This is a genomic window from Streptomyces sp. UG1, from assembly GCF_049974585.1.
In the GTDB taxonomy this organism is placed as follows: Bacteria; Actinomycetota; Actinomycetes; order Streptomycetales; family Streptomycetaceae; genus Streptomyces.
Genome location: NZ_JBNGGG010000039.1, coordinates 71,452 through 94,530, shown reverse-complemented (window position 1 = coordinate 94,530; position 23,079 = coordinate 71,452). Strand labels below are relative to the sequence as shown.

Here is a 23,079-nt window from a genome sequence, read left to right as displayed (position 1 = left end):
TCCGTCCTCGGTCGTCGCGTGTCCCAAAGGACCGTTGCCCAGGCGTCCGGGGGTCTGCCTTCGTCATGCCGCCACCCCCCCCGCACAGCGCGGGTGAGGGGCGTCAGCCCGCTGGGGCGCGGCGCGCACGACGTGAAGGCCGTGTCCCCTCCACGTTCTCCCTCCCGCGTTCTCCCCGCGGTGTCCACCCACCGCTCCCGCATGACCTCCAGCCAAGGACTGCATCGTGGACCTCACCAGAAGACAATTCGGCCGGCTCGCCGCGGTCGGTACCGGCGCCCTCCTCCTCCCGGGCCTGCTCCCGTCGAGCGTGGCGGCGGCAGACTCGTTTCCGGCCGGCACCTGGGGTGACCAGGGCGACGGCACCTACGCCAACCCGATCCTCCCGGGGGACTTCAGCGACTGGGACTGCATCCGGGTCGGCTCCGACTACTACGGCATCACCAGCACGTTCGGGTACTCACCCGGCATGGCCGTCCTGCACTCGAAGGACCTGGTCAACTGGCGCACGCTCGGCGGCTCGGTCGACGACGTCACCCGCATCGGACCGGAGTTGAACTGGGACCGGATGAACCGCTACGGCCGCGGTGTGTGGGCCGGGGCCATCCGCTACCACGCGGGGCGGTACTGGGTGTACTTCAACACGCCCGACGAGGGCTTCTTCATGACGTCGGCCCCGTCGCCGACCGGGCCCTGGGAGCCGTTGCACTCGATGTGGCGGACCTCCGGCTGGAACGACGTGTGCCCGTTCTGGGACGACGACGGCCAGGGCTACCTGGTCACCACGCACTACTCGGACAACTACAAGATCCACCTGTACAAGCTGTCCGCGGACGGCAAGTCGCTGGTCGGCCCGGCCCCGGTGATCCACCAGTCGAACCGCAGCGAGGCCAGCAAGCTGTACAAGATCGACGGTGTCTACTACCACCTGTTCAGCGAGGTGAAGTCCGAGGGCCGGGTGCTCATGATGAACCGCGGCTCCAGCCTCTACGGCCCGTTCGAGACCAGGCAGTTGCTGCATGTCAACACCTCGGTGGACCGCGAGCCCAACCAGGGCGGGCTGGTGCAGACCCCGGGCGGCGACTGGTACTTCGTGACCCACCACGGCCACGGCGGCTGGGAGGGGCGCGTGCTGTCCCTGCTGCCGGTGACCTGGGTGGACGGCTGGCCGATCATCGGCACGGTGGGCTCGGACGGCATCGGCACCATGGCGTGGACGGGCCGGTTGCCCGCCGCCGGCACCCCCGGCCTCCCCGTCGACGCGCTGCCCGCCGTCGTGACCAGCGACTCGTTCACCGACACCCGCCTCAAGCCGCAGTGGGAGTGGTACTACCAACCCCGCGCGGGCTACTGGTCGTTGACCGAACGCCCCGGCTATCTGCGGCTGAAGGCGTTCGCACCGCTGGCCGGGGACAACCTGATGAAGGTGGGCAACACCCTCACCCAACGAGTGCTGCGCACCGCGGGCGGCGCCACGGTGACCGTCCGCCTCGAACTGGCCGGCCTCGCCGACGGCCAGCACGCCGGGCTGTGCCACTACGCCGCCACCTACGCCGGACTGGGTGTCCGACGCAGTGGGGCCACCACCACGATCGAGCACAACGCAGGCTCCACTCTGACCAGCGGCGCGGCCATCACGCAGAACGCCGTGTGGCTGCGCACCACGTGGGACGTGAACGGGGTCAGCCGCTTCTCCTACAGCCTCGACGGGAGCACGTTCACCCAGGTCGGCGGCACCTACCAGCTCACCTGGGGCGGCTACCGCGGCGACCGGATCGGCCTGTACACCTACAACCCGGGCGGCACCGGTCACATCGACGTGGACTCGGTGCAGTACACCATCGCCCCCGCGCGGACGTACACATGCGTCAGCGTGCGCAGCGGCAAGGTGGCCGATGTCTCCGGTGGGTCCGGCGCGGACGGCGCCGCCGTGATCCAGTGGACCGACAACGGCGCGACGAACCAGCAGTGGGCCTTCCAGTCCACGGCCGACGGCTACCACACCATCACCTGCGTCCGCAGCGGCAAGGTGCTCGACGTGGCCGGATCCTCCACGGCGGACGGCGCGCGGGTCGTACAGGCGACCCTCGACGGCAGGGCCAGCCAGCAGTGGCAGCTGCGCCCGCTGTCCGGCGGTGTGTTCCAGGTGGTCAACCGCAACAGCGGCAAGGTGCTCGACGTCAGCTCCGGCAGCACGGCCGACGGAGCCGCGCTGATCCAGTACGCCGACAGGGGCAGCACCAACCAGCAGTGGACGTTCCGCCGGGTCACCGGCTAGACGCACATCGATCCCGCCCGCCGGCTGATACGAGCCGGCGCTGCCACGGCCCGGCCCGATGGCTCCTTCGCCGTGGGGCCGGGCCGTCACGCATGGGACACGGTGTCCGGTGGCCCAGTGGGAGACCTCACTGGCCAACCAGCAGAAACTCCGCGAGGAGCATGACCGCTTCACCCGCGCCGGCCCCCGCGTCCTCACCTCGGCCGAGCGGCAGACCATCACCGCTCTGGCCAGTGACATCACCGGGCTGTGGCATGCGAAGAGCACCATGGTCACGGACCGCAAGGAGCTCGTCCGCCCGGTCCAGCGGCTCAACCAGCTGTCGTACTACCCGTAACTGGTCGACCGCATCCGTGAACTCGCAGGCCAGGGCGTCGGCGCCAGCGGATCGCCGACGCCTCGAAGCCAAGGGCGGCAGGCGGATCGCCTCGAACACCATCCGCAACCTCATGCGCCGACTCGGCTGCCCCGCTGGCCGAGTCCACCGCCACCGCTCCGCACCTGACGGAGAAGAGCCAGGTCAGGATGAGTGGTGGCTCAAACACCTGGCCGTGGAGCTGGACATGACCACCGCCACCCTCTACGCCTGGATCAACCGCGGCTGGATCGCCACACGCCGCGAGAGCTGCTGGCCGCACCGGCTCATCGCCCACGTTGACCAGCCCGAACTCGCCGAACTACGCGAACGGCGGACTCGTCCGACGTCCCACCTGCGGGGCAGGACAACGAAACCGGCGGTTCTGTCGGTACGTTTGACGATTGTCACGGTCAGTCGCAGAACGGTCTTGGCTCAGGCCACCAGACGTCCGGCGTAGCCGCCAGGTGAGCGCCGTCGCGGTCTTGCATGCCGGCGGCGGTGACAGTCACTCAGCCCAGCGCAACTGCGGTCCACGACACCGGCGGCAGCTCGATGCGGAGCAGCCCGTCGGACAGGATCGCGCTCGGGTTCGCGTGCGGGGTCACGCGGTTCTGCTCGGTGAGTGTGTTCTTCGCATACGCGTCCGGGTCGGCGAGTGTGACCGCCTCCAGAATCCGCGAGGAGCCGAGGCTGCGCACATCGACCGTGACCTGAGTGGCCTGCGTAAGCCCGCGGTTGACGAGGAAGACCGCGGCCCGGTCCTCGTCGACGGTCGCGACGGCGTCGACGACGGACGCCTCGCCATGGCGTGCCGTCGTGTAGGTCGGCGCCTCGACAACGGGCCGGATCACCTCACCGGCGGCAAGCCGGCTGGTGATCGAGAACGGGTAGAAGGTCGTCTGCCGCCAGGCAGGGCCGCCGGGCTCGGTCATGATCGGCGCGATCACGTTGACCAGTTGCGCGAGCGAGGCCGAGGTGACGCGGTCGCTGTGCTTGAGCAGCGTCATCAGCAGGTTGCCGACGACGACGGCGTCCGCCACCGAGTAGACGTCCTCCAGCTGCCGGGGGGCGTGCCGCCACTCGTCGTTGACCTCGTCGGACTCGTGGAACTCCTTTTGGTACCAGACGTTCCACTCGTCGAACGAGATGTTGATCTTCTTGTTGGAGCGCTTCTTGTAGCCCACGTGGTCGGCGGTCGCGACGACGGTGTCGATGAAGTAGTCCATGTCGGTCGCCGAGGCGAGGAAGGAGCCGAGGTCGCCGTCGAGCTCCTGGTAGTAGGCGTGGCAGGAGACGTAGTCGACGTGGTCGTAGGTGTGCTCGAGCACCGTGCGCTCCCAGTCGCCGAAGGTCGGCATCCAGGAGCCGGAGGAGCCGCAGACCACGAGTTCGAGGTCCTTGTCGGCCATCTTCATCGCGCCGGCGGTACGGGCGGCGAGCTTGCCGTAGTCGTCGGCCGTCATGAAGCCGGTCTGCCAGGGGCCGTCCATCTCGTTGCCGAGGCACCACATGCGCACGTTGTGCGGGTCCGGCGTGCCGTTGGCGACACGCAGGTCCGACAGCGCCGTACCGGAGGGGTGGTTGGCGTACTCGAGCAGGTCCAGGGCGGGCTGGATGCCCCGTGTGCCGAGGTTCACCGCGAGCATCAGCTCGGAGTCGGTGAGCTTGAGCCAGCGGGCGAACTCGTCCAGGCCGACCTGGTTCGACTCCAGCGAATGCCAGGCGAGGTCGCGGCGCACCGGGCGCTTGTCGCGGGGGCCGACCGAGTCCTCCCAGCGGAAGCCGGAGACGAAGTTGCCGCCGGGGTAGCGGACGGTCCTGGTGCCCAGCTCTCTGACCAGTTCGACGACGTCCATACGGAACCCGTCGTCGTTCGCGCTCGGGTGTTCCGGCTCGTAGAGCCCGGTGTACACGCAGCGGCCGAGGTGTTCGACGAACGAGCCGAAGGTGCGGCGCCGGACAGGAGCGATGACGGCCTGCTTGTCGAGAATGACGTGGGCGCGGGGCAATGCAGTGGTCCTTTGCAGTTCGGGATGGGCGTGGGGCAGCGAACGTGTTACTTGACGGAGCCTGCGGTCAGGCCCTTGCGCCAGAACCGCTGGAGACTGACGAAGGCGACGAGCAGAGGGATCAGCGACAGGAACGCACCGGTGATCGGCAGCAGCGGCGGCACTCCGCTGGCGAACTCCGAACGCCACTGCACCAGGCCCACCGTGACGGGCTGCAGTGAGGGGGTGTTGAGCATGAGCGAGGGCAGCAGGTAGTTGTTCCAGATGCCGACGAACTGGAACAGGAAGACGGTCACCAGTGCCGGGGACATCAGCGGCAGGGCGATCCGGAAGAAGGTGCGCTGTTCGCCTGCTCCGTCGAGCCGTGCGGCCTCCAGCAGTTCGTCCGGGACGGACGCCGCGGCGAAGATCCGGCACAGGTAGACGCCGAACGGGCTGACACAGCTGGGCAGCAGCACCGACCAGTAGGAGTTGGTGATGTCGAGCTTGGCCATGAGCAGGAACAGCGGCAGGGCGAACATCGGCGCCGGGATGAGAACCGAGGCGAGGATGACGTTGAACACGCTTTCGCGGCCGCGGAAGCTGAACTTGGACAGCGCGTAGCCGGCCATCGCGGACAGCAGGGTGCCGACGGTGGCGCCGACGAGGCTGTACAGCGCGCTGTTGGCGAGCCAGGTGGAGAAGATGCCGTCCTCGAAGCTGAACACGTTCCTGATGTTGGTGACCAGGTCGAAGTGGGAGAACCACAGCGGCGTACCGGTGTAGAGGTAGCCCGAGGCCTTGGTCGCGGAGACGAACAGCCACCACAGCGGGATCAGCGTGTACAGGGCCATCAGGCCCAGCACTCCGTTGACGACGGCCCTGCTCGCGATGTCGGTGGCGCGGCGGGCCGGTCGGGTCGGTCGGCCGGCCTGAATCACGCTCATGCCATCGCTCCCTTGCGCTGGTTGTACTTGAGGAATCCGAACGAGAGCACGAGGGTGATCAACGCGAGCACGACGGACTGGGCGGCGGCCAGGTTCTGGTCGCCCAGGTCCATGGCCAGGGTCGAGTTCATGATCGGGGAGAACTTCGGGTCGACGCCCGGGATGCGCGCGCCGACAAGGACCGCCGGCTCGGTGTACAGCTGCGCCGTGCCGATGATGGAGAAGATCGTGGTCAGCACCAGCGCGGGACGTACCAGCGGGATCTTCACCGCCCACGCCAGGCGCCATCCGGTGCAGCCGTCGAGCGCGGCGGCCTCCGTCACCTCGGCCGGGATCGTCTGCAGCGCGGAGTAGATGATCAGCATGTTGTAGCCGGTCCAGCCCCACGTGATCATGTTCCCGATCGAGACCGGAACCCACGACGGCGACAGGAAGTCGACGTCGATCCCGAGGTGGGACAGCGGTCCGGTGAACGGCGAGAGGTCTTTCACCAGGAGGAAGGACCACATCAACGCGGCGATCGCACCCGGCAGCGCGTAGGGCAGGAAGAACGTGAGCCGGTAGGTCTTCCGCAGCCGGGCCGAGCGGGAGTCGAGCAGGAGCGCGAGCAGGAGGGCCAGGCCGAGCATGACCGGGACCTGGACGCAGCCAAGGAGCACGACTCGGATGATCGACGCGGTGAAGTCGTGGTCGCCGAAGGCGGCGGCGTAGTTGGACAGTCCCGCGAACTCGGTGGCCTGCGCACCGCCGAACAGCCCGGCGCGGCGGACGGTGAAGAAGCTCTGGTAGATCGCGTAGCCGATCGGCGCGACCATCATGGTCAGGAAGAGCACCGCGAACGGCGCCAGAAAACCCGACGCGGTCCACGCGCTGCGGCGGCCGGCGCGCCGCGGCCGACCGGCGGGGGAGACGCGGCGGGTGACCGCGGGTACCGGCCGCGGCGGAGACGCGGTCCGGGTGCTGCTGGGACTGCTCATGGAAACCTCGCTGGACGGTTCGTCGTCAGGGAGCGGATCCCCGCGGCGCCGGATAGGGGCGGCCGCGGGAATCCTGCGGGGCGGCTGGAGTCCGCTGCCTCAGCCGTCGGTCACCGACAGTCCGAGCTTCTTGATCGCCGCGACTGTCGAGGCCTGGACCTTGGTGACCGCGTCCGGATAGGTGCCCTTGCCCATGGCACCGGCCAAGTCCGTCTCGACCTGCTGATAGGTCGGGCCGTTGGTCCAGGTGTCGGGCACCTGAGCGGCGGAGGCCTTGTACACCTCGCCGACCTTCTGGCCGCCGAAGTACGGGTCACCCTCCTCCAGCGACGGGTCGTCCTGTCCGGCCTTCGACGCCGGGTACAGCCCAGCGGCGATGCCCGTCTTCACGGCCTGCGGGTCGCCGGACAGGAACGCGGCGAACTGCGCGGCTTCGCTGGGCGTCTTGCACCCGGTCATCACCGAGGTGGCCGAGCCGCCGTTGCTGGAGCTCTTGCCGTCGCCGGCCTCCCAGGTCGGCATCGGGGCGACCGCCCACTTGCCGGACAGGGCCTTCAGATCCGACTTCAGACCGCCGGCGGCCCAGGACGCGTTGACGAACGTCAGCACCTTGCCGGCTGTGGCGGCCTTGTTGAACTTCGGGTCCCAGGCGTTCCCGGTCTTCGCCACCAGACCCTTGTCCTTCAGGTCCTGCCAGAATTCGGCGACCTTCCGGGTGCCGGGGTTGTCGATGCTGACGGTCCAGCTGTCGCCCTGGGTCGAGTACCAGGACTGGCCGGTCTGCAGGCTGTAGGCCGCCAGATCGTTGCCCTCGTTGAGCTGGGTGCCGAACTTCACGCTCGGATCGGCGTCGGCGACCTTCTCGGCGGCGGCCTTGTACTCGGCCCAGGTGGCCGGCGGCTTGGTGATGCCGTACTTGGCGAACAGGTCCTTGCGGTAGTAGAGGACCATCGGGCCGACGTCCACCGGGACGCCGTAGACCTTGCCGCCGATGCTGGAGGCGGAGACGGCCGACGGGACGTACTTGCCCATGCCGTCGCTCACGTACTTCGTGATGTCCATGACCGCGTTCTTCACGAGCATCGACGGGATGGCCTGGTACTCGATCTGGGCCAGGCACGGGCCCTCGCCGGCGGTGATCGCGTTGCTGATCTGGGTGTAGCCGCCCTTGCCGCCCGACGGGATCTTCTTGAAGGTGACCTTGATGTCCGGGTGGGCGGCGTTCCACTGGTCGACGATCTTCTCGTAGCCGGCCCAGCCCCAGAACTCCATGTTCACCGGCCCGCTCTGGCCCGGTTCCGCGGCGGAGTTGTTCTTGTCACTGCTGCACGCGCCGACGCCGAACGCCATGACCGCCGCGGTGGCGAGCGCCAGGAGTCTGCGGGTGCGTATGGTGGTGCTGTCCATGTGAGGGAACCCTTCGAGACGGGGACTGACTTGCTGGACTGTCGGTGGGCGGGCGGCCAGGCCCGCCTACCGGCTGGTGCTGAACTCCACGCGGAACACCGTCGGGACCGCGGCCAGGGCGTCCGATGCCGACGGGCCCGGGCCGCAGGCCGCGCTGCCGAGGCCGTGGTGCGCGTGGTCGAGGTGGAGATGGAGTCTGCCGTCGCCGACCAGGTCGTGCTGGTGGGCCGCGGCGGCCAGGGCTGCGGTGCTCCAAGGACGCATGGTCAGGTCGAGGACCGGGTCGCCCGTGATGAGCAGGGTGCCGTCCGGGGTCGTGATCCGGGTGCGGCGGACTTGGTGGCGGTTGCCGTTCTCCTGCGGGCGGACACAGGGCGTCTGCATCGCCGAGACAGTCGACCGGTAGCGGCCGACGCGCGCCGCGGTACGGGAGTCGCGGTACGCCTCGCCGGGACCGAGGCCGAACCACTCGACCTCGGCGTCGGTGCCGGGCAGCGACATCGCGATCCCCAGCCGGGGCAGCGGCACCGACCATGCGCCGTCAGGGGTGACGGCGCATTCCAGCCGGAGCCGGGCCTGGCCCGTGTCCGGTCCGTCGCAGGCCGTCCAGCGGTAGACCACGCCGAGCCCGGAGGAGGACCCGACGGCGGCGAGCCGGGCGGTGACCGTGAGTCCTTGTGCGTCGGGCTCGACGCTCAGGACCTCATGGCGCATCCGGTTCAGTCCGGCGGCGAGCCAAGCGGTGATCTGCGGCTCGCCGAAGGCGTTGAGCAGGTCGTTGTCGATCGGGGCACGCCAGATGTCCAGCCTGGGCCCGTCGAGCCCCAGGTCGCCGAGCCGGATCAGCACCCCGCTGCGGGCGTCGAACCGCGCGGGACCCAGTGTGATGTCCCCGTCGTGGGCGATCGCCGGCGCCTGCATGGAAGGGGCCTGCGAAGCGGCGGGAGCCACGACCAGCCCCTGCGCCCAGGCGATCTCGTGGCCGGCCCGGGCCCAGGTCTCGTCGGCGGCGAGCACCGCGGTCACGGTCAGCCACACCTCGTCGCCGGAGCCGTTCTTGCGCACCGAATCGAACGCGGCGGCGAGGTCGGCGGGCCATTCGACGGCTGTCGTCGCGCCCGGTGCGGTCGCGGGCACGGTCAGGCCGCCGGAGCCGGCCGGCTCGCCGCCGTCCTCGACGGTCCACTGGAAGTCCAGGTAGCCGGTGTCGCGGACGTGGTGCAGGTTGTGCACGGCGACCCGCCGCGCCGCCGGGTCGACGTGGATCCGGACCGGTTCGATGACCTTCTTGTACTCGACCAGGCCCGGCGACGGCGTGCGGTCCGGGAAGAGCAGCCCGTCGGCGACGAAATTGCCGTCGTGGACCTCCTCTGCGAAATCGCCGCCGTAGGCGTAGAACGAGCGGGGGGCGTCCTGTTCGGTGCGCCGGAGGATCCCGTGGTCGATCCACTCCCAGATGAATCCGCCGGCCAGGCGCGGGTGCGCGTCGATGACCTGCTGGTACTCGGACAAGCCGCCGGGGCCGGTGCCCATGGCGTGCCCGTACTCGCACAGCACGGCCGGAAGGGCCCGGCGGTGGGCGTCGTCGATCGGATCAGCTGTCGGAGGCTCCTGGCCGCGCCCCGCCGCGGCCAGCTCGTCCACGCCGATGTACATGCGGGAGTACAGGTCGACGTAGGCGCAGCTCTCGTGGTCGCCTTCGTAGTGGATCAGGCGGCTGCCGTCGCGGTGCCGGATCCACGCGGCCGCGGCGGCCAGGTTCGATCCGGTGCCGGACTCGTTCCCGAGAGACCAGACGATGACCGAAGGGTGGTTCTTGTCGCGTTCCACCAGCCGGGCGGCCCGGTCCAGGTACGCCTCGCGCCACGCGGGGTCGTCGCTGGGATTGCGCTGCCAGCCGCCCGGCTCGAAGCCGTGCGTCTCGAGGTCGCCCTCGCAGAACACCCACAGGCCGTGCTCGTCGCACAGGTCCAGGAAACGGTGGTCGGGCGGGTAGTGGCTGGTGCGCACCGCGTTGATGTTGTGCTGCTTCATGAGCAGCACGTCGGTCACCATGACGTCCTCGGTCAGGGTCCGCCCCGTCAGCGGATGCCATTCGTGGCGGTTGACGCCCCGTAGCGAGATCGGCCGGCCGTTGGCGGTCAGCACGCCGTCCACGACGGCCACCGTGCGGAAGCCGATGCGCAGCGCAATCCGCTCCCCGGCCTCGGAAACCAGTTCCCCCGAGTACAGGCGCGGCCGCTCGTCCGACCAGGGCTCGATGCGGTCGATCACGTGCGGGCCGGCCGGATCGGCGGCGGATATGCCGAGCTCGGGCACCGACAGGACCACGCGGGTCGGGGCGTCGACGTCTACGGACAGGGTGCCCCGGCCTGTCGTGTGGTCGTAGGCGGCGTGGACGAAGAAGTCCTCGACACCGCGGGCTGCCACGGACACCGACCGGAAGATGCCGGACAGCCACCACATGTCCTGGTCTTCCAGGTAGCTGCCGGACGACCACTGGTGCACGCGGACCGCGAGCACGTTCCGGCCGGGCCGCAGAACGGCGGAGACGTCGAACTCGGTCGTCAGCCGGCTGCCCTTGCCGTCGCCGAGCCGGATCCCGTTGAGCCACACCGCGAACGCCGAGTCGACGCCCTCGAACCGGAGCACCGCAGCCGATGCCGGGAACCCGTCCGGAACCTCGAACACGCGACGGTACTCACCGGTCGGGTTCTCACGGGGCACTCGTGGCGGGTCGACCGGGAACGGGTACAGGATGTTGGTGTAGGCCGGAGCGCCGTAACGGAGCCCGCCGGGCAGGCCGGTCATCTGCCAGCAGGACGGCACGGCGAGCAGGTCCCAGGCGCTGTCGTCGAAGTCCGGCGCGGCGAAGTCCCCGGTGAGGTCGTCCAGCCCTGACGCCAGTCGGAATCTCCAGTCGCCGTCGAGCGCGATCGTGGGCAGGTCGGAGGCGAACGCGGCGTGCGGGCGCAGCCGTCCGGTGCCCGGCGACCGGTCTTCGACGTAGGCGTTGGGGTCGAGGTCTTTCATCAGTGGACGTGCCTTCTGTCGCAACTCGTAGCGGTGGCGGGCAGCCGGCCCGGCAGGAGCGTGCCGGCGACTCATGGGGGTGACGTGCAGGTCGAGCGGTGCAAGTCGCTATCCGGTCGCCCGGGGCGGGGCGCTGCTGTCCCGGATGGTCAGGGTCGGGCGCAGCAGCGTGAGAACGTTGGTCGGCGGCCGGCCGGAGTCGACGGCGCGCAGCAGCAGCTCGACTGCCTGCTGGGCCATCTCCCGCTTCGGGACGGTGATCGTGGTCAGCGCTGGTTGGATCTGTCCGACCTGGGCGATGTCGTCGAAGCCGACGACGCTGACGTCGCTGGGGACCCGCCGCCCGGACCGGACCACCGCCTCGACGGCACCGAGGGCCAGGACGTCGTGGGTGGCGAAGATCGCCGTCAGTTCCGGATCCGCCTCCAGGGCCGCACGGCCCGCGTCGAACCCGCCGACGGCGTCGTCCCTGGTGCAGGCGAACACCTTGCGGTCGTCGATGGCCAGCCCGTGGTCGGCGAACGCCCGGCGCAACCCGGCCACGCGCGGCTCGTGCGCGGGGAGATCGGCGATCACCGCGACGTTCCGGTGGCCGAGATCCCTCAGGTAGCGCCCGGCCAGGAACCCGGCGTGCTCGTAGTCGATGGACACCACCGGCAGCATGGTCGGCGGGTCCCCCTCCCAGGCGAACAGCGCGACCGGGAAGGCGGCCTCGACGAGCATCGGCAGCTGCTGTGCGACGCCGTTGTCGCAGGCGACCAGCAGTGCGTCCACCGAGCGCGCGGCGAGGTTCTCCAGGTGGGCCCGGGTGTAGTCGGGATCGTCGCGCGTCGTGGCGAGCAGCAGGTTGTATCCGCGGCCGACCAGGAGGTTCTCCACCTCCTCGACCACCTCCGAATAGAACGGGTTGGCCACCGACGGCACGAACAGCCCCACCGTCGACGTGCTGCCGGTGCGCAGCGAGCGCGCCACCAGGTTCGGCTTGTAACCGAGTTCGGCGATCGCCTTGTTCACCTTCGCCAGGGTCTCCGGCCGCACCTTCTTGCCGGACACCACGTTGGAGACGGTCTGCTTGGTGACTCCCGCCCGAGCTGCCACCTCCGCCATTGTCACCACGTACGCTCCCTGAGACTTTTATCGATCCACGAAAGTGGCGTCAGAGTAGGGCGACTGTCGCAACAGGGCAAGGCTCCGCGCGGCGGCCGTGATTCAGCCGTTATGGAGCACGGTGAGGGCGTCGCAGGCAGGTCACGGCTGTTTCCGCGACTTGAAGTGCGCAGAGCATTGACGGTCCCGGAAATACGGCAGTAACGTCCCCGCCACGCCCGATTCCGTGGATCGGTCAATGCGGGGGGGGGAGCCACCCTGGCTCACCGCGCGAAACAACACTCGACCTCACCCGCGTCACCCCGCTCGGTGCGTCGTGGTGGTCCCCTCGACCGCGACGGCCCCGACGGCCGCGGTCCGGCCGCGGCATCGCGAATGCTCCGCGCCGTCTGCAGCAGACGGCGAGCGCCTGAACAGACCTGCAAAGGTCTCGTCCTGAGGAGAGAAAGGCATGATCAGACCGGCCGGCGACGCCGCCGACCCGAACCCCGCCCCGGCGCGACGCAGCTCGCGCGTGAAGCGCTTCATCGCGGCCGCTGCCGGCGCCACCATCGCGGTGGCGAGCCTCATGCTCACCGGCACCGTCCCCGCACACGCCGCCACCACCGTCCACACGTACGCACCGACGGGAGTGGGTGGCGGTACGACGACGTCCCCGGACGTGGCGTCCACCAAGTACCAGGTGCAAGTCGCCGGCACGCCCGTCCAGGCTGTCAAGTACACCCGGAACGGCCACAACTTCGACGTCGCGCGCTTCGCGTCGGACTCCCGGACACCGACGATCACGATCACGCTGCCCAGCACCACGATCGACACGGTGAACATCTATCCGGCCCGCTACTACCCGTCCAGCAGCGTCTCGGTGAGCGCGGACAGGCACACCCTGACGTTCCAGATGTCAGCCGACGCCGGGTTGAACCAAGCGATCGTGATGGTCAACGGCGACTCGACCACCGCCACGGGACAGCCCTACCTGGCGGTCATCAACGACCCGCTGGAAGACCCGGCGCGGCGCCCGAACACCACGAGCGCACCGGACGGTTCCGGTGTCAACCTGCAGACCGGTGTCCTCAACTTCCAGCAGTTCGCCGCGAAGTACCTCGCGCAGAACCCGAACAGCGCGGCTCAGAAGGCTCCCGCCGCGACGACGAGCTCCATGGCCGGCAAGACCGTCAACGGCACCGCCATCCCCGCCGGTCAGAAAACCTCGGCCGGGACGCTGGTGAGCGCGAGCAGCGTCAATGTGCGGTACCCGAATGTGCGGGTGCTGGCCGCCGACGACGTCACGTACGCCCTGCAGGCCGCCATCGACACCATCAAAGCCAACCCCACGGCGCTCAACACGCTCTACTTCCCGAACGGCACCTACGTGTGGTCCGGTCTCCTGATCAACGGTCTGGACGGCAGCAAGCTCAAGGGCGGCAAGCTGAAGATCTACACCGACGAAGGGGCCCTGCTGAAGAACCGCATCCAGGCGTACATGGAGGCGTTCGAGCCGGCGGTCGGGATCATCAACTCGAGCAACATCGAATTCGACGGCCGCGGCGTCTTCGACGGCAACGGCGTGGCGAACTACAACGCCCGCAGCATCGGTGACTCGCACGACGCCTACCGCAGCCAGCACCAGGGCGGCGTCATGGTCATGCACTCGTCGGACATCACGTTCAACGACACCTACGTCCGCGACGCGAAGCAGTGGAACTATGAGACCCACACCGCCACCAGGGTGACGTTCAACAACATCAAGGCCCTCACCCCGTACCGCCAGCCGTGGATAGACGGGACGAACTTCGCGAGCGGCCAGGACATCACCGCCAACGGCGTCTTCACCCTCGGCAACGACGACGCGTTCGCCTCCGGCCACTACAACCCCAGCGACGGTTTCACCCCACTGGCACCCGGGGTGTGGAACAACTTCCAGCTCGGCACCTCCACCCCCGACGTCCAGGGCTATGTCAACGCGGTAGGCGCCCACGACACCGTCGCCGACGAGCTCGGGTTCGACAACTACCACTGGGACAGCCAGGACTCGAAGAACATCTCGGTCAGCAACACGCTGCAGTGGTCCGTCGGCGCCGGCAACGCGGTCCGAATCGGATGGAATTCGTTCGGATACCGGCTCAACAACTACACGTTCGACAACTTCAACTCCGTGTCGGCGCCGGCCGGTGGCATCTTCACGCAGAACAGCCCCAAACCGTACCCGCGCATCTCGAGCATCGTGATGAGGAACAGCTCGATCGACACCTCCCGGTACACGTCGGGACCGATCAGGCTCAACGGCGGCAACGGATCCACCCAGACCATCACCGCCGAGGATCAGGCGAAGTACGGGCTCGCCCCCAACCCCGACGGGTCGGGCACCACGTACACGTACACCAAGACCCCGATCAGCACCTTCAAACTCGACAACGTGTGGTTCTCGCAGCAGAAGACGAACAGCAGCCCGTTGAACGGCGCCACGAACGTGACGCTGAACAACCTCCGCGTCGCCGGCCGGCTCGTCAGATACACCAGCCAGTTCCCGCTGACGACGAGCGGGATCGGCACGCTGACCACCACCTACACGGACGCGAACGGCCAGACCCAGAACGTCAAGGCCGGCGCCCTCACCAACGGCGACACCTGGGTGGGTGCGTGGTGGGGCGACCAGACCAAGAACTCCTCCTCGGACCTGACCCTCATCACCCGCAACACCGGGGTCGGCCTGATGGGCGAGCAGTACACCACAGGATCCGGAGACGGAAAGCTCTCCTACCTCCAGTTCCCTCTCAACGGCCTCACCAAGGCACCGAGCCAGGCGACACTCCATCTCACCTACGTCGGCCACCGCTATTCGTCGGTCCCGTCGACCGACACCGACCAGTTGCTCGTGCAACCCGTCAGCGACAGCACCTGCACCGGCGGCGGCACGTCCTGCCCGATCAACACGATGACCTGGCAGAACCGGCCGAGCTTCACCGCCACGAACTCCTCCGTCGCGAAGTCGGCCACCTTCACCCTCGGTTCGACCATCATCCCCGAGGGCGGCGGGACCCACCAGGGCAACGCCATCGACGGCCGCGACATCACCGTCGACATCACCTCCTTCGTCCAGCAGGCCTACGCGGCCAATCAGTCCACGCTCCTGCTCGCCGTCGGCAACGCGGGGGGCACCAACCACGAGCTGCGCTTCGTCAGCTCCGAAGGCGCCACCGGCTCCGGGAAGCTCACCAACGCGACCGCCGAAATGGCGCCCGCGCTGACCGTGACCCCGTAGACACCCGAGGCCGGTCCGTCCCCGCGGGGCGGGCCGGCCTCAGCCGTCCGGTTCTGCCGTCGACGGCTGAGGCAGCCACCGCATGTCTGACAAAGCGCCGTTGTTCACCACCGCACCCGCACCGGTGGCACCCCTGTGCCCAGTCGTACTCACCGTCCGACAACGGAGTCGACCCATGCCACTGCCCGACCTTCCCCTCAACCGTCGGCGTTTCCTCACCACGGCCGCCCTCGCCGCCGGCGCCGCGGCCCTGCCCGGCTTCGTCTTCGCCGCCCGGGCCGCCGCGGCCGTACCGCCCCAGGTCACCCTGCCCGACCGCGGCATCTGGGACAACGCCACCGCCTCCGCCTGGACCGACGGGTTCCTGAGCGGAAACGGCGAGTACGGGGCCGTCTACTACGGGGCGCCGACGCTCGAGAAGATGATCTTCAATCATCACCGGTTCGTGCTGCCCAACGGCAGCCGGAGCGTCATGCCCCCGGTGATCTCGCCGTATCTCGAGACCGCCCGGGACCAGGCGCTGGCCGGCGACTACTCCGGTGCCTCCTCCACCTTCGCCCACGGCTGGAGCCTGCGCTGGACCCAGACCTTCCACCCCGGCTACGAACTCCAGCTCACCACCTCGGGCATGACCACCGTCAACGACTTCGCCCGCATCACCGACTTCCGCACCGGCGAGATCACCCACACCTGGACCGACCGGTACGGCACCTGGAAGCGCCACGTCTTCGTCTCCCGCGCCGACCAGGTCATCGTCCACGAGCTGCTGCCCGCCACCGGCCGCACCGTGGACACCACCATCAGCGTCAACACCGCTCTTGCGGGCGTGCCGACCAGCGTGTCCTTCTCCGCCACCGCCACCGTCACCAGCGGCGACGGTTACCTGAACCTGCGCGGCACCTACCCCTCCGGCGGTGCCTACGGCTACGAGGGCGTCACCCGCGTCGTGGTCTCCGGCAGCGGCTCCTCCGTCAACCGCCAGTGGGCAGACCCTGGTGGTCGCCAAGGCCACCAAGGTGCTGCTGCTGACCAAGCTCGGCCGGTACGAGACCTCCACCGGCTGGAACAGCCGGCCCCTGCAGACCGCCCTCGCCGCGCTGACGGCCGACTACGCCACCCTCCTGGGCCGCCACGCCCCCAGGCACCAGGCCATGTACGGACCGCTCCAGCATCGACCTCAACGTCTCCGCCGCCGACCGCCGGCTGGCCACCAGCGAGCTCATAGCCCGCCAGAACAGCAACGCGTCCGCCATCGACCTCGCGCTGCTGGAGAGGATGTACGACTCCGGCCGCTATCTCTTCATCAGTTCCAGTGGCGTCCTGCCACCCCGCCTGACCGGCATCTGGACGGGCACCTGGAACGGCTCCTGGGCCGACGACTTCACCACCGACGCCAACATCAACCTGCAGGTCGCCGGCGGCAACATCCTCGACCTCACCGACGCCATGCAGGGCTACTTCGACCTCATCCTTGGCCAGCTCGCCGACTGGCGCGACAACGCCACCAACCTCTACGGCGCCCGCGACTTCCTCGCCCCGTCCCGGACCGACGGCGAGTACCGGCACATGCTGCACTTCAACAGCGGCAGCTTCCCCGGCGAGGCCTGGACCGGCGGCGCCGACTGGCTGCTCTACCCGCTTCTGGAGTACTACCAGGTCACCGGCGACAGCGCCTTCCTGAAGAACAAGCTCGGCCCGGCCCTGATGGAACTGGCCCTGTTCTACGAGGACTTCCTCACCCGCACCGACTCCAGCGGCAAGGCGGTCTTCGTCCCCTCCTTCTCCATGGAGAACTCCCCGGCCAGCACCGGCCAGTGCTTCTCCATCAACGCCACCGGCGACATCATGGCCGGCCGGCACGCCCTCCAGGCCGCGATCGACGCGGCCAACACCCTCGGCCTGGAGCAGGGCAGCGGCCAGGGCGTGCAACGCTGGACCGCCCTGCTCGCCAAGCTGCCCGACTACACCGTCAACAGCGACGGGGCGCTCGCCGAGTGGTCCTGGCCGGGCCTGACCGACCGCTACAACCACCGGCACGTCCAGCACCTGTACGGCGCCTGGCCGCTGCACGAGATCAACCCCGAGGACAAGCCCGACCTGGTCAAGTACGCCCGCACAGCCCTGGACAAGCGAGGCGACCAGAATTATTCCGCCCACGGCAGCCTGCTGAAGATCTACGGCAGGAACATGGTGTGGCGGTCCCTGATGACCTCCCACAACCCCAACCTGGACATCTACAACTGCGACGCCGCCAACACCATCCTCGCCGTCCTCGGCGAAGCACTCGTCCACACCCGCCCCGGTGTCCTTGAGATCCTCCCCGCCCTCCCCGACCAGCTCACCAAGGGCACCATCAACGGTGTTCGCGGCCGCAACCGCATCACCGTCCAGTCGCTGTCCTGGGACACGGCGGCCCGCACGGCCACCGTCAAGCTCACCTCCGACATCGACCAGAACATCACCTTCATCTGCCGGCGCGGCATCACATCCATCAGCACCGGCGCGGCGGTCACCGCGTCGTCGCTGGGCAACCACGCCCGCATCGTGTCGCTGACCGCCGGAACGAGCACCACGATCGCGATCGGCCTGCTGACCGGCACGTTCAAGCTGGTCAACCGCAAGAGCGGCAAGGTCATGGACGTCTCCGGCGCCTCCACCTCCAACGGCGGGCCCGTCATCCAGTACACGTGGTCCGGCAGCGCCAACCAGCAGTGGAAGCTGCTCCCCGACTACGACGGGTCCTACCGCCTGTCCAACGTCAACAGCGGCAAGGTGCTCGACGTCCCGAGCGGCTCCACCAGCGCCGGCACAGCCCTGGACCAGTGGTCGGACACCAACGGCACCAACCAGTGGTGGAAGCTCGTTCCAGCGGCCACCAGCGGCTACTACCGCCTCGTCAACGTCAGGAGCGGCCTGTGCGCAGACGTGCAGAGTGGATCCACCGCCGACGGCGCCAAGGTCATCCAGTGGCCCGCCAACGGCGGCTCCAACCAGGAATGGCAGCCAGTGGGGCTGTGACGGCCCTGGGCAGGTGACCGGCGGCGGGCCAGCTGCCGCTTCCACCGGGCGACGCCGGCCGCAGCCTCCTGGTCGACGCTACGAATCTCGTCGCAGGCCCGGCAGATGCCCACACCAGCGGACGGCCCGGCTTGACGCCCTGCGGCAACAACGGTTTCAGCCGGGCCCACTGGCCGTTCGACAGATCACCGTGCCTTACAAGGCCTGATCATCCACGACCAAGATCCATTTTCACAACAGACCCTAGGCCTGTTCGCAAAATGGATCCTGCTCTTTGCTGATCACGTCTCTGCCGTGGGACCGGGCCTTTGCCCTGTTCCGGCGTCGGCGGCAGTTTGAAGCGGTCCCGGTCCGTCCGGTCCCGAGGCTGGGGCCGGGCAGGCCGCGCAAGCGCCCGGACCGGGTCCGGGCCGACAAGGCGTACGGTTCGCCGCGACGCCCGTGGCCTGGGCTTCCCGTGTGTCCGAGGCTGCTCGGGTGGTCGGCGGCGTTCGGGATATCGGTTTCGTTCGACCCATTGACGGCGCCCTTGAGCCGCCTTTACGTTTCGTCCGCAGTTCCGCACGTTGTTCGTAGTTTCGAACGCGATTCGGCGTGGTCCACCTCGGCGGCGCCCGCATCGTCAACGCCTCCACTGGCAACGTCATGGGCATTGCCAACCACGGCACGCCATCGGTACCGACGTACGCCGGTGGAGCTGGCTCAGCAACAACTGCCAGCAGTGGCGGCTCGTCCCCACGACCGCCTGATCCCGAAGGGCCGCAACAGAAACATGAGACATCTCGCCAGCCGGGTTCTGGTGGCCGCGGCGGCCGCGCTCGCCGTGCTCACCACCGTGACCACCCCCGCCCAGGCCGCCGCGCCCGCGTCCCCCGCCGTCACCTTCACCAACCCGATAGCCGAGCAGCGCGCCGACCCGCACATCTTCAAGCACACCGACGGCTTCTACTACTTCACCGCCACGGTCCCCGCGTACGACAGGATCGTCATGCGCCGGGCCACCACCCTCCAGGGCCTCGCCACGGCCCCGGAGACCACGATCTGGACCAAGCACGCCACCGGTGAGATGGGCGCCCACATCTGGGCCCCGGAGATCCACTTCATCGACGGCAAGTGGTACATCTACTTCACGGCCGGCTGGTCCAACGACATCTGGCGGATCCGCCCGTACGTCCTGGAGACCAGCGCCGCCAACCCGATCACCGGCACCTGGACCGAGAAGGGCAGGATCAGCCTGCCCATGGACACCTTCTCGCTGGACGCCACCACCTTCACGCACAACGGCACCCGCTACCTGAGCTGGGCCCAGGAGGACCCGGCACTCGGCAAGGGCACGCAACTGTACCTGGCGAAGATGGCCAACCCCTGGACCATCACCGGCAGCCCGGTCATGATCTCCAAGCCCGAGTACGCCTGGGAGACCGCCGGCGCCCGCGTCAACGAGGGCCCGGCCGTCATCCAGAAGAACGGCAAGCTCTTCATGACCTACTCGGCCAGCGCCACCAACGCCAACTACTGCCTCGGCCTGCTGACCGCCGACGCCACCGCCGACCTGATGAACCCGGCCTCCTGGAGCAAGACTCCCACGCCGGTCCTCAAGAGCAACGACAGGACCAGCCAGTACGGCCCCGGCCACAACTCCTTCACGGTCTCCGAGGACGGCAAGTCGGACATCCTCGTCTACCACGCCCGCAACTACAGGGACATCGTCGGCGACCCGCTCAAGGACCCCAACCGCCGCACCCGCTACCAGAAGATCTACTGGAACGCCGACGGCACACCCAACTTCGGCATCCCCGTCGCCGACGGAGTCACCCCCGTCCGCTTCTCCTCGTACAACTACCCGGACAGGTTCATCCGGCACTGGGAGTTCCGGGCCAGGACCGAGGCCAACGTCACCAACCTCGCCGACTCGCAGTTCCGCGTCGTCCCCGGCCTGGCCGGCAACGGCACCGTCTCCCTCGAATCGGCCAACTTCCCCGGCTACTACCTGCGCCACAAGAACAACGAGGTGTGGGTGGAGAAGGACGACGGCACCACCCTGTTCGACAACGACGCCTCGTTCCACGAGCGGGCCGGCCTCGCCGACTCCGCGGCCGGTGTGTCGTACGAGTCGTACAACTTCCCCGGCCGGTACATCCGGCACTACAACCACCTGCTCTACACCCAGCCGGTGACCACGACCGTCGGCCGGCAGGATGCCACCTTCTACAAGCAGTAGGACCGGCCGGACGCACCGATCGGGTTTCCGCGTGACAGGAACCGGGCCGGGCGACCGGGCTACGCGAGGAGCGGAGTGATCAGTGAGCCATCGGCGCGTCGCCTCAGGGCGGCGCGCGGGTGGCTCACTGTCATGAAGCGGTGCCTCTTTCGCAACAGACCCAGCCGGGCAGGGTCCCGGAACGCGTCGGGCAGTTCAACCGGAGGAGCACACGATGGCCTTGTCCCGGTCTGAGCTGATGCGGCTGCTGACGCGCACGGCCTGGCGCAACGGCCACCGCGAACGTCTGCTGACCACGCAGGCCGGCGACCTGGTCAAAGCACTCGGCGCGGACTCCGGGATCTCGAAGTCCGAGGTGTCGCGGATCTGCGGCGAACTGGACGAAGAACTCGCGGCGTTCAAGGAACGGCCCATGGACCACACGGTCTTCCCCTACGTCTTCCTGGAAGAACGCCGGCTCCGACTTCTACGACGCCCGCATGGACCCCGAGCGACGGAAACGCAACCACCTACGCCGGCTCGAGGCCCTCGGCTTCACAGTCACCCTCGAACCGATCCGGGACTTCATCCTCGACCACACCCCGCTGCTGCAGAAGGTGGTGACACCAACCCCCGCGAAATCCTCAAGCAACTGGCCCTTGTCCAGGACTGACACGCCGCCGGAACAAGAACCCCAACCGCGGACGCGATTCCGGCTCTTGGAGGGCCACCAGCCCTCGCGGCAATCCGCCGAGCCGCACGCCCGCGCCGCCACAAACAGCAACGGCGCACAGCTTCACCGGCTCACTACAAGGCATCCACATCCAACCACTGACGTGCAGAACCTGCGCGTCAGGGCTTCCAAAACGGCAGAGCGGCGCGCGAGTTCTCGCTCGTTCCCCTCCAGAATCTGCGAACCCGCGCGCTTCCGGAATTGGGCAGCAGAGTCAGCGCCGAATCCGAAGAGGGTTCGCGGCGGCCAGAGATCCGTGCACGTGTTGGATGTAGTGCAGGAACGTCTGGTGCGTCATGCCCGGATTGCGACGGATGGCGGCGATCAGGGTCGGCATCTTTCGTTTCTCCGGTGGAACGGGTGGAGATCGGCATCGCGGGGATGCCCGCGATGCCGATCTCGACGGGTGTTCGCGGTGGATCGGCGCCGCGTCAGGTCAGCCCGCCATCTGCCGGATCGGTTCCGGGATGGCTCCCGTCCGGCGGCGCCGGACGGTGAGGCCGAGTGCGGCGGTGGCGACGGTCCCGGCGAGGGCGAGGACGCCCAGGGCGTTCGCCAGGGTGCCGACGGCGGAGGTGAGTGCGAGGACCACGAGCGGGCAGATGAACTGGCCGAGGAAGAAGGAGCCTGTCCACAGGCCGGTGCCACGGCCGCGGTCGGCGTAGTCGAGCTTGGACATGGCGAGGGTGAGCAGGCTCGGCAGCATGATGCCGCTGCCGAGGCAGTTGATCACGGCACCGATGGTCAGGACGACGGGGTTGGGGGCGAGCCAGATCACCGCGAAGCCCAGGGCGCACAGGCCGAAGGCGGTGGGCAGCCAGGCTTGCGGGCTGCGGCCGGCCTTGGCGAAGACGACGGCGCCGATCACGACCGCGGCACTGGCGATGGCGGTGGCCAGTCCGATCACGCCGGGGCTGCTCACGCCCATGTCGTGCAGGAGGAAGGCCATCTCCACCTGGACGGTGTAGAAGAGGATGGCGCCGAAGAGGGTCAGCGCGCACGTGCCGGCCAGCGGACGCCAGGGGAAGGGCCGCTTGACCGTCTGCTCCGTCGGTTCCGAGGCGGTGGGGGAGGGCTCGTTCGCGCGGTCGGCCGGTCGGGGCCGGGGCAGGAAGGCGGCCATGGCGGGGGCGAGCAGCAGGGTCACGGCGTAGGCCCAGAACGGTGCACGCCAGCCGGCCGATCCGGCCGCGCCGCCCAGCACGAAGAAGGCCGTCGCGGAGATCGAGGCGCACATCGTCTGCATCGCGAGATAGCGGTCGCGTTGCCGGCCGGAGTAGTAGTCGCCGATCAGCGTGGTGCAGCAGGTCATGATGGCGGCTTCGGCGACACCGACGAGGGCGCGGCTGGCGACGATGGCGCCGAGGGAGTCCAGCCACAGGGGGGCGGTGCCGAGGATCGCGTACAGCACGGTCGAGACGACGAGCAGGCGTTTGCGTCCGAGCCGGTCGACGATGACGCCGGCGAAGGGGGCCAGCAGCGCCAGGGAGAGCGCGGGGATGGTCAGGGCCATGGGGACGAGCGCGTCGACGCCCGGCACGTCGGCGAAGTGGGCCTGCATCTGCGGCAGGACGGGGGCGATGAGTACGGCGCCCAGGATGGGCAGGCAGCTGCCGGCCATCAGCAGCGTGAGGCGAAGCCGGTGGCCGGGGCCGGACACGGCCTGCTCGGTCGGGGTGTCCTCGACGGCTGTGGGCGTCGGGGACGGGAGCGGGGGCACGGGTGCAGGCATGCGGGAACTCCACGTGGCGGGTCGGGAGGGGAACGGGGGGCG

14 protein-coding genes and 1 pseudogene are annotated in these 23,079 nt (G+C 68.8%); 8 read left to right on the top strand and 7 right to left on the bottom strand.

What is annotated here, in order from left to right:
- Positions 1 to 226: 226 nt before the first annotated feature.
- The 3 genes from ACP4J3_RS36685 to ACP4J3_RS36675 all read left to right on the top strand — a co-directional run bounded on the left by ACP4J3_RS36685 (position 227) and on the right by ACP4J3_RS36675 (position 3,093).
- Entirely contained in the window at positions 227 to 2,278 is a 2,052-nt protein-coding gene (locus ACP4J3_RS36685) for a family 43 glycosylhydrolase (protein WP_426540645.1), read from the top strand.
- A 109-nt stretch (positions 2,279 to 2,387) separates the two neighbouring features.
- Positions 2,388 to 2,615: a hypothetical protein gene (locus ACP4J3_RS36680; RefSeq protein WP_426540644.1), complete on the top strand. Its 228-nt coding sequence runs from the start codon at positions 2,388 to 2,390 to the stop codon at positions 2,613 to 2,615.
- Between the two features lie 226 nt (positions 2,616 to 2,841).
- Positions 2,842 to 3,093 (top strand): hypothetical protein, encoded by a 252-nt coding sequence (locus ACP4J3_RS36675; RefSeq protein ID WP_426540643.1) that lies wholly within the window; start codon positions 2,842 to 2,844, stop codon positions 3,091 to 3,093.
- Between the two features lie 52 nt (positions 3,094 to 3,145).
- On the opposite strand, the gene ACP4J3_RS36670 is transcribed toward ACP4J3_RS36675, so the two are convergent.
- From ACP4J3_RS36670 to ACP4J3_RS36645, 6 genes are all read right to left on the bottom strand, one after another.
- A complete protein-coding gene (locus ACP4J3_RS36670) occupies positions 3,146 to 4,645 on the bottom strand; it encodes an alpha-N-arabinofuranosidase (RefSeq protein WP_426540642.1) in 1,500 nt (499 codons plus the stop codon).
- A 47-nt stretch (positions 4,646 to 4,692) separates the two neighbouring features.
- Complete coding sequence (locus ACP4J3_RS36665; RefSeq protein WP_426540641.1) at positions 4,693 to 5,571, bottom strand: carbohydrate ABC transporter permease; 879 nt, start codon at positions 5,569 to 5,571, stop codon at positions 4,693 to 4,695.
- Positions 5,568 to 6,548, bottom strand: coding sequence for a carbohydrate ABC transporter permease (locus ACP4J3_RS36660; RefSeq protein WP_426540640.1), 981 nt, complete (start codon positions 6,546 to 6,548; stop codon positions 5,568 to 5,570). Before ACP4J3_RS36660 ends, ACP4J3_RS36665 begins: the two co-directional genes overlap by 4 nt.
- A 99-nt stretch (positions 6,549 to 6,647) precedes the next feature.
- Positions 6,648 to 7,955, bottom strand: coding sequence for an ABC transporter substrate-binding protein (locus ACP4J3_RS36655; RefSeq protein WP_426540639.1), 1,308 nt, complete (start codon positions 7,953 to 7,955; stop codon positions 6,648 to 6,650).
- Between the two features lie 66 nt (positions 7,956 to 8,021).
- Positions 8,022 to 10,988: a glycoside hydrolase family 2 TIM barrel-domain containing protein gene (locus ACP4J3_RS36650; protein WP_426540638.1), complete on the bottom strand. Its 2,967-nt coding sequence runs from the start codon at positions 10,986 to 10,988 to the stop codon at positions 8,022 to 8,024.
- Positions 10,989 to 11,096: 108 nt separating this feature from the next.
- The gene (locus ACP4J3_RS36645; RefSeq protein WP_426540666.1) at positions 11,097 to 12,095 is read right to left on the bottom strand and encodes a LacI family DNA-binding transcriptional regulator; all 999 of its coding nucleotides are present in this window, start codon (positions 12,093 to 12,095) and stop codon (positions 11,097 to 11,099) included.
- Positions 12,096 to 12,546: 451 nt separating this feature from the next.
- Between ACP4J3_RS36645 and ACP4J3_RS36640 the strand changes: the two genes are divergently transcribed.
- The 5 genes and pseudogenes from ACP4J3_RS36640 to ACP4J3_RS36620 all read left to right on the top strand — a co-directional run.
- Positions 12,547 to 15,354, top strand: coding sequence for a DNRLRE domain-containing protein (locus tag ACP4J3_RS36640; protein WP_426540637.1), 2,808 nt, complete (start codon positions 12,547 to 12,549; stop codon positions 15,352 to 15,354).
- Positions 15,355 to 15,529: 175 nt separating this feature from the next.
- Positions 15,530 to 16,579 (top strand): glycoside hydrolase N-terminal domain-containing protein, encoded by a 1,050-nt coding sequence (locus ACP4J3_RS36635; RefSeq protein ID WP_426540636.1) that lies wholly within the window; start codon positions 15,530 to 15,532, stop codon positions 16,577 to 16,579.
- On the top strand, positions 16,525 to 18,372 hold the full coding sequence (locus tag ACP4J3_RS36630; RefSeq protein ID WP_426540665.1) for a glycosyl hydrolase family 95 catalytic domain-containing protein: 1,848 nt from the start codon (positions 16,525 to 16,527) through the stop codon (positions 18,370 to 18,372). Before ACP4J3_RS36635 ends, ACP4J3_RS36630 begins: the two co-directional genes overlap by 55 nt.
- Positions 18,373 to 19,144: 772 nt before the next feature.
- Complete coding sequence (locus ACP4J3_RS36625; RefSeq protein WP_426540635.1) at positions 19,145 to 20,593, top strand: family 43 glycosylhydrolase; 1,449 nt, start codon at positions 19,145 to 19,147, stop codon at positions 20,591 to 20,593.
- 292 nt (positions 20,594 to 20,885) lie between these two features.
- A pseudogene (locus ACP4J3_RS36620) lies at positions 20,886 to 21,056 on the top strand (transposase); the annotation flags it as partial.
- A 685-nt stretch (positions 21,057 to 21,741) separates the two neighbouring features.
- Here the strand turns inward: ACP4J3_RS36620 and ACP4J3_RS36615 are convergent.
- Positions 21,742 to 23,037 (bottom strand): MFS transporter, encoded by a 1,296-nt coding sequence (locus ACP4J3_RS36615; RefSeq protein ID WP_426540634.1) that lies wholly within the window; start codon positions 23,035 to 23,037, stop codon positions 21,742 to 21,744.
- Positions 23,038 to 23,079: the final 42 nt, after the last annotated feature.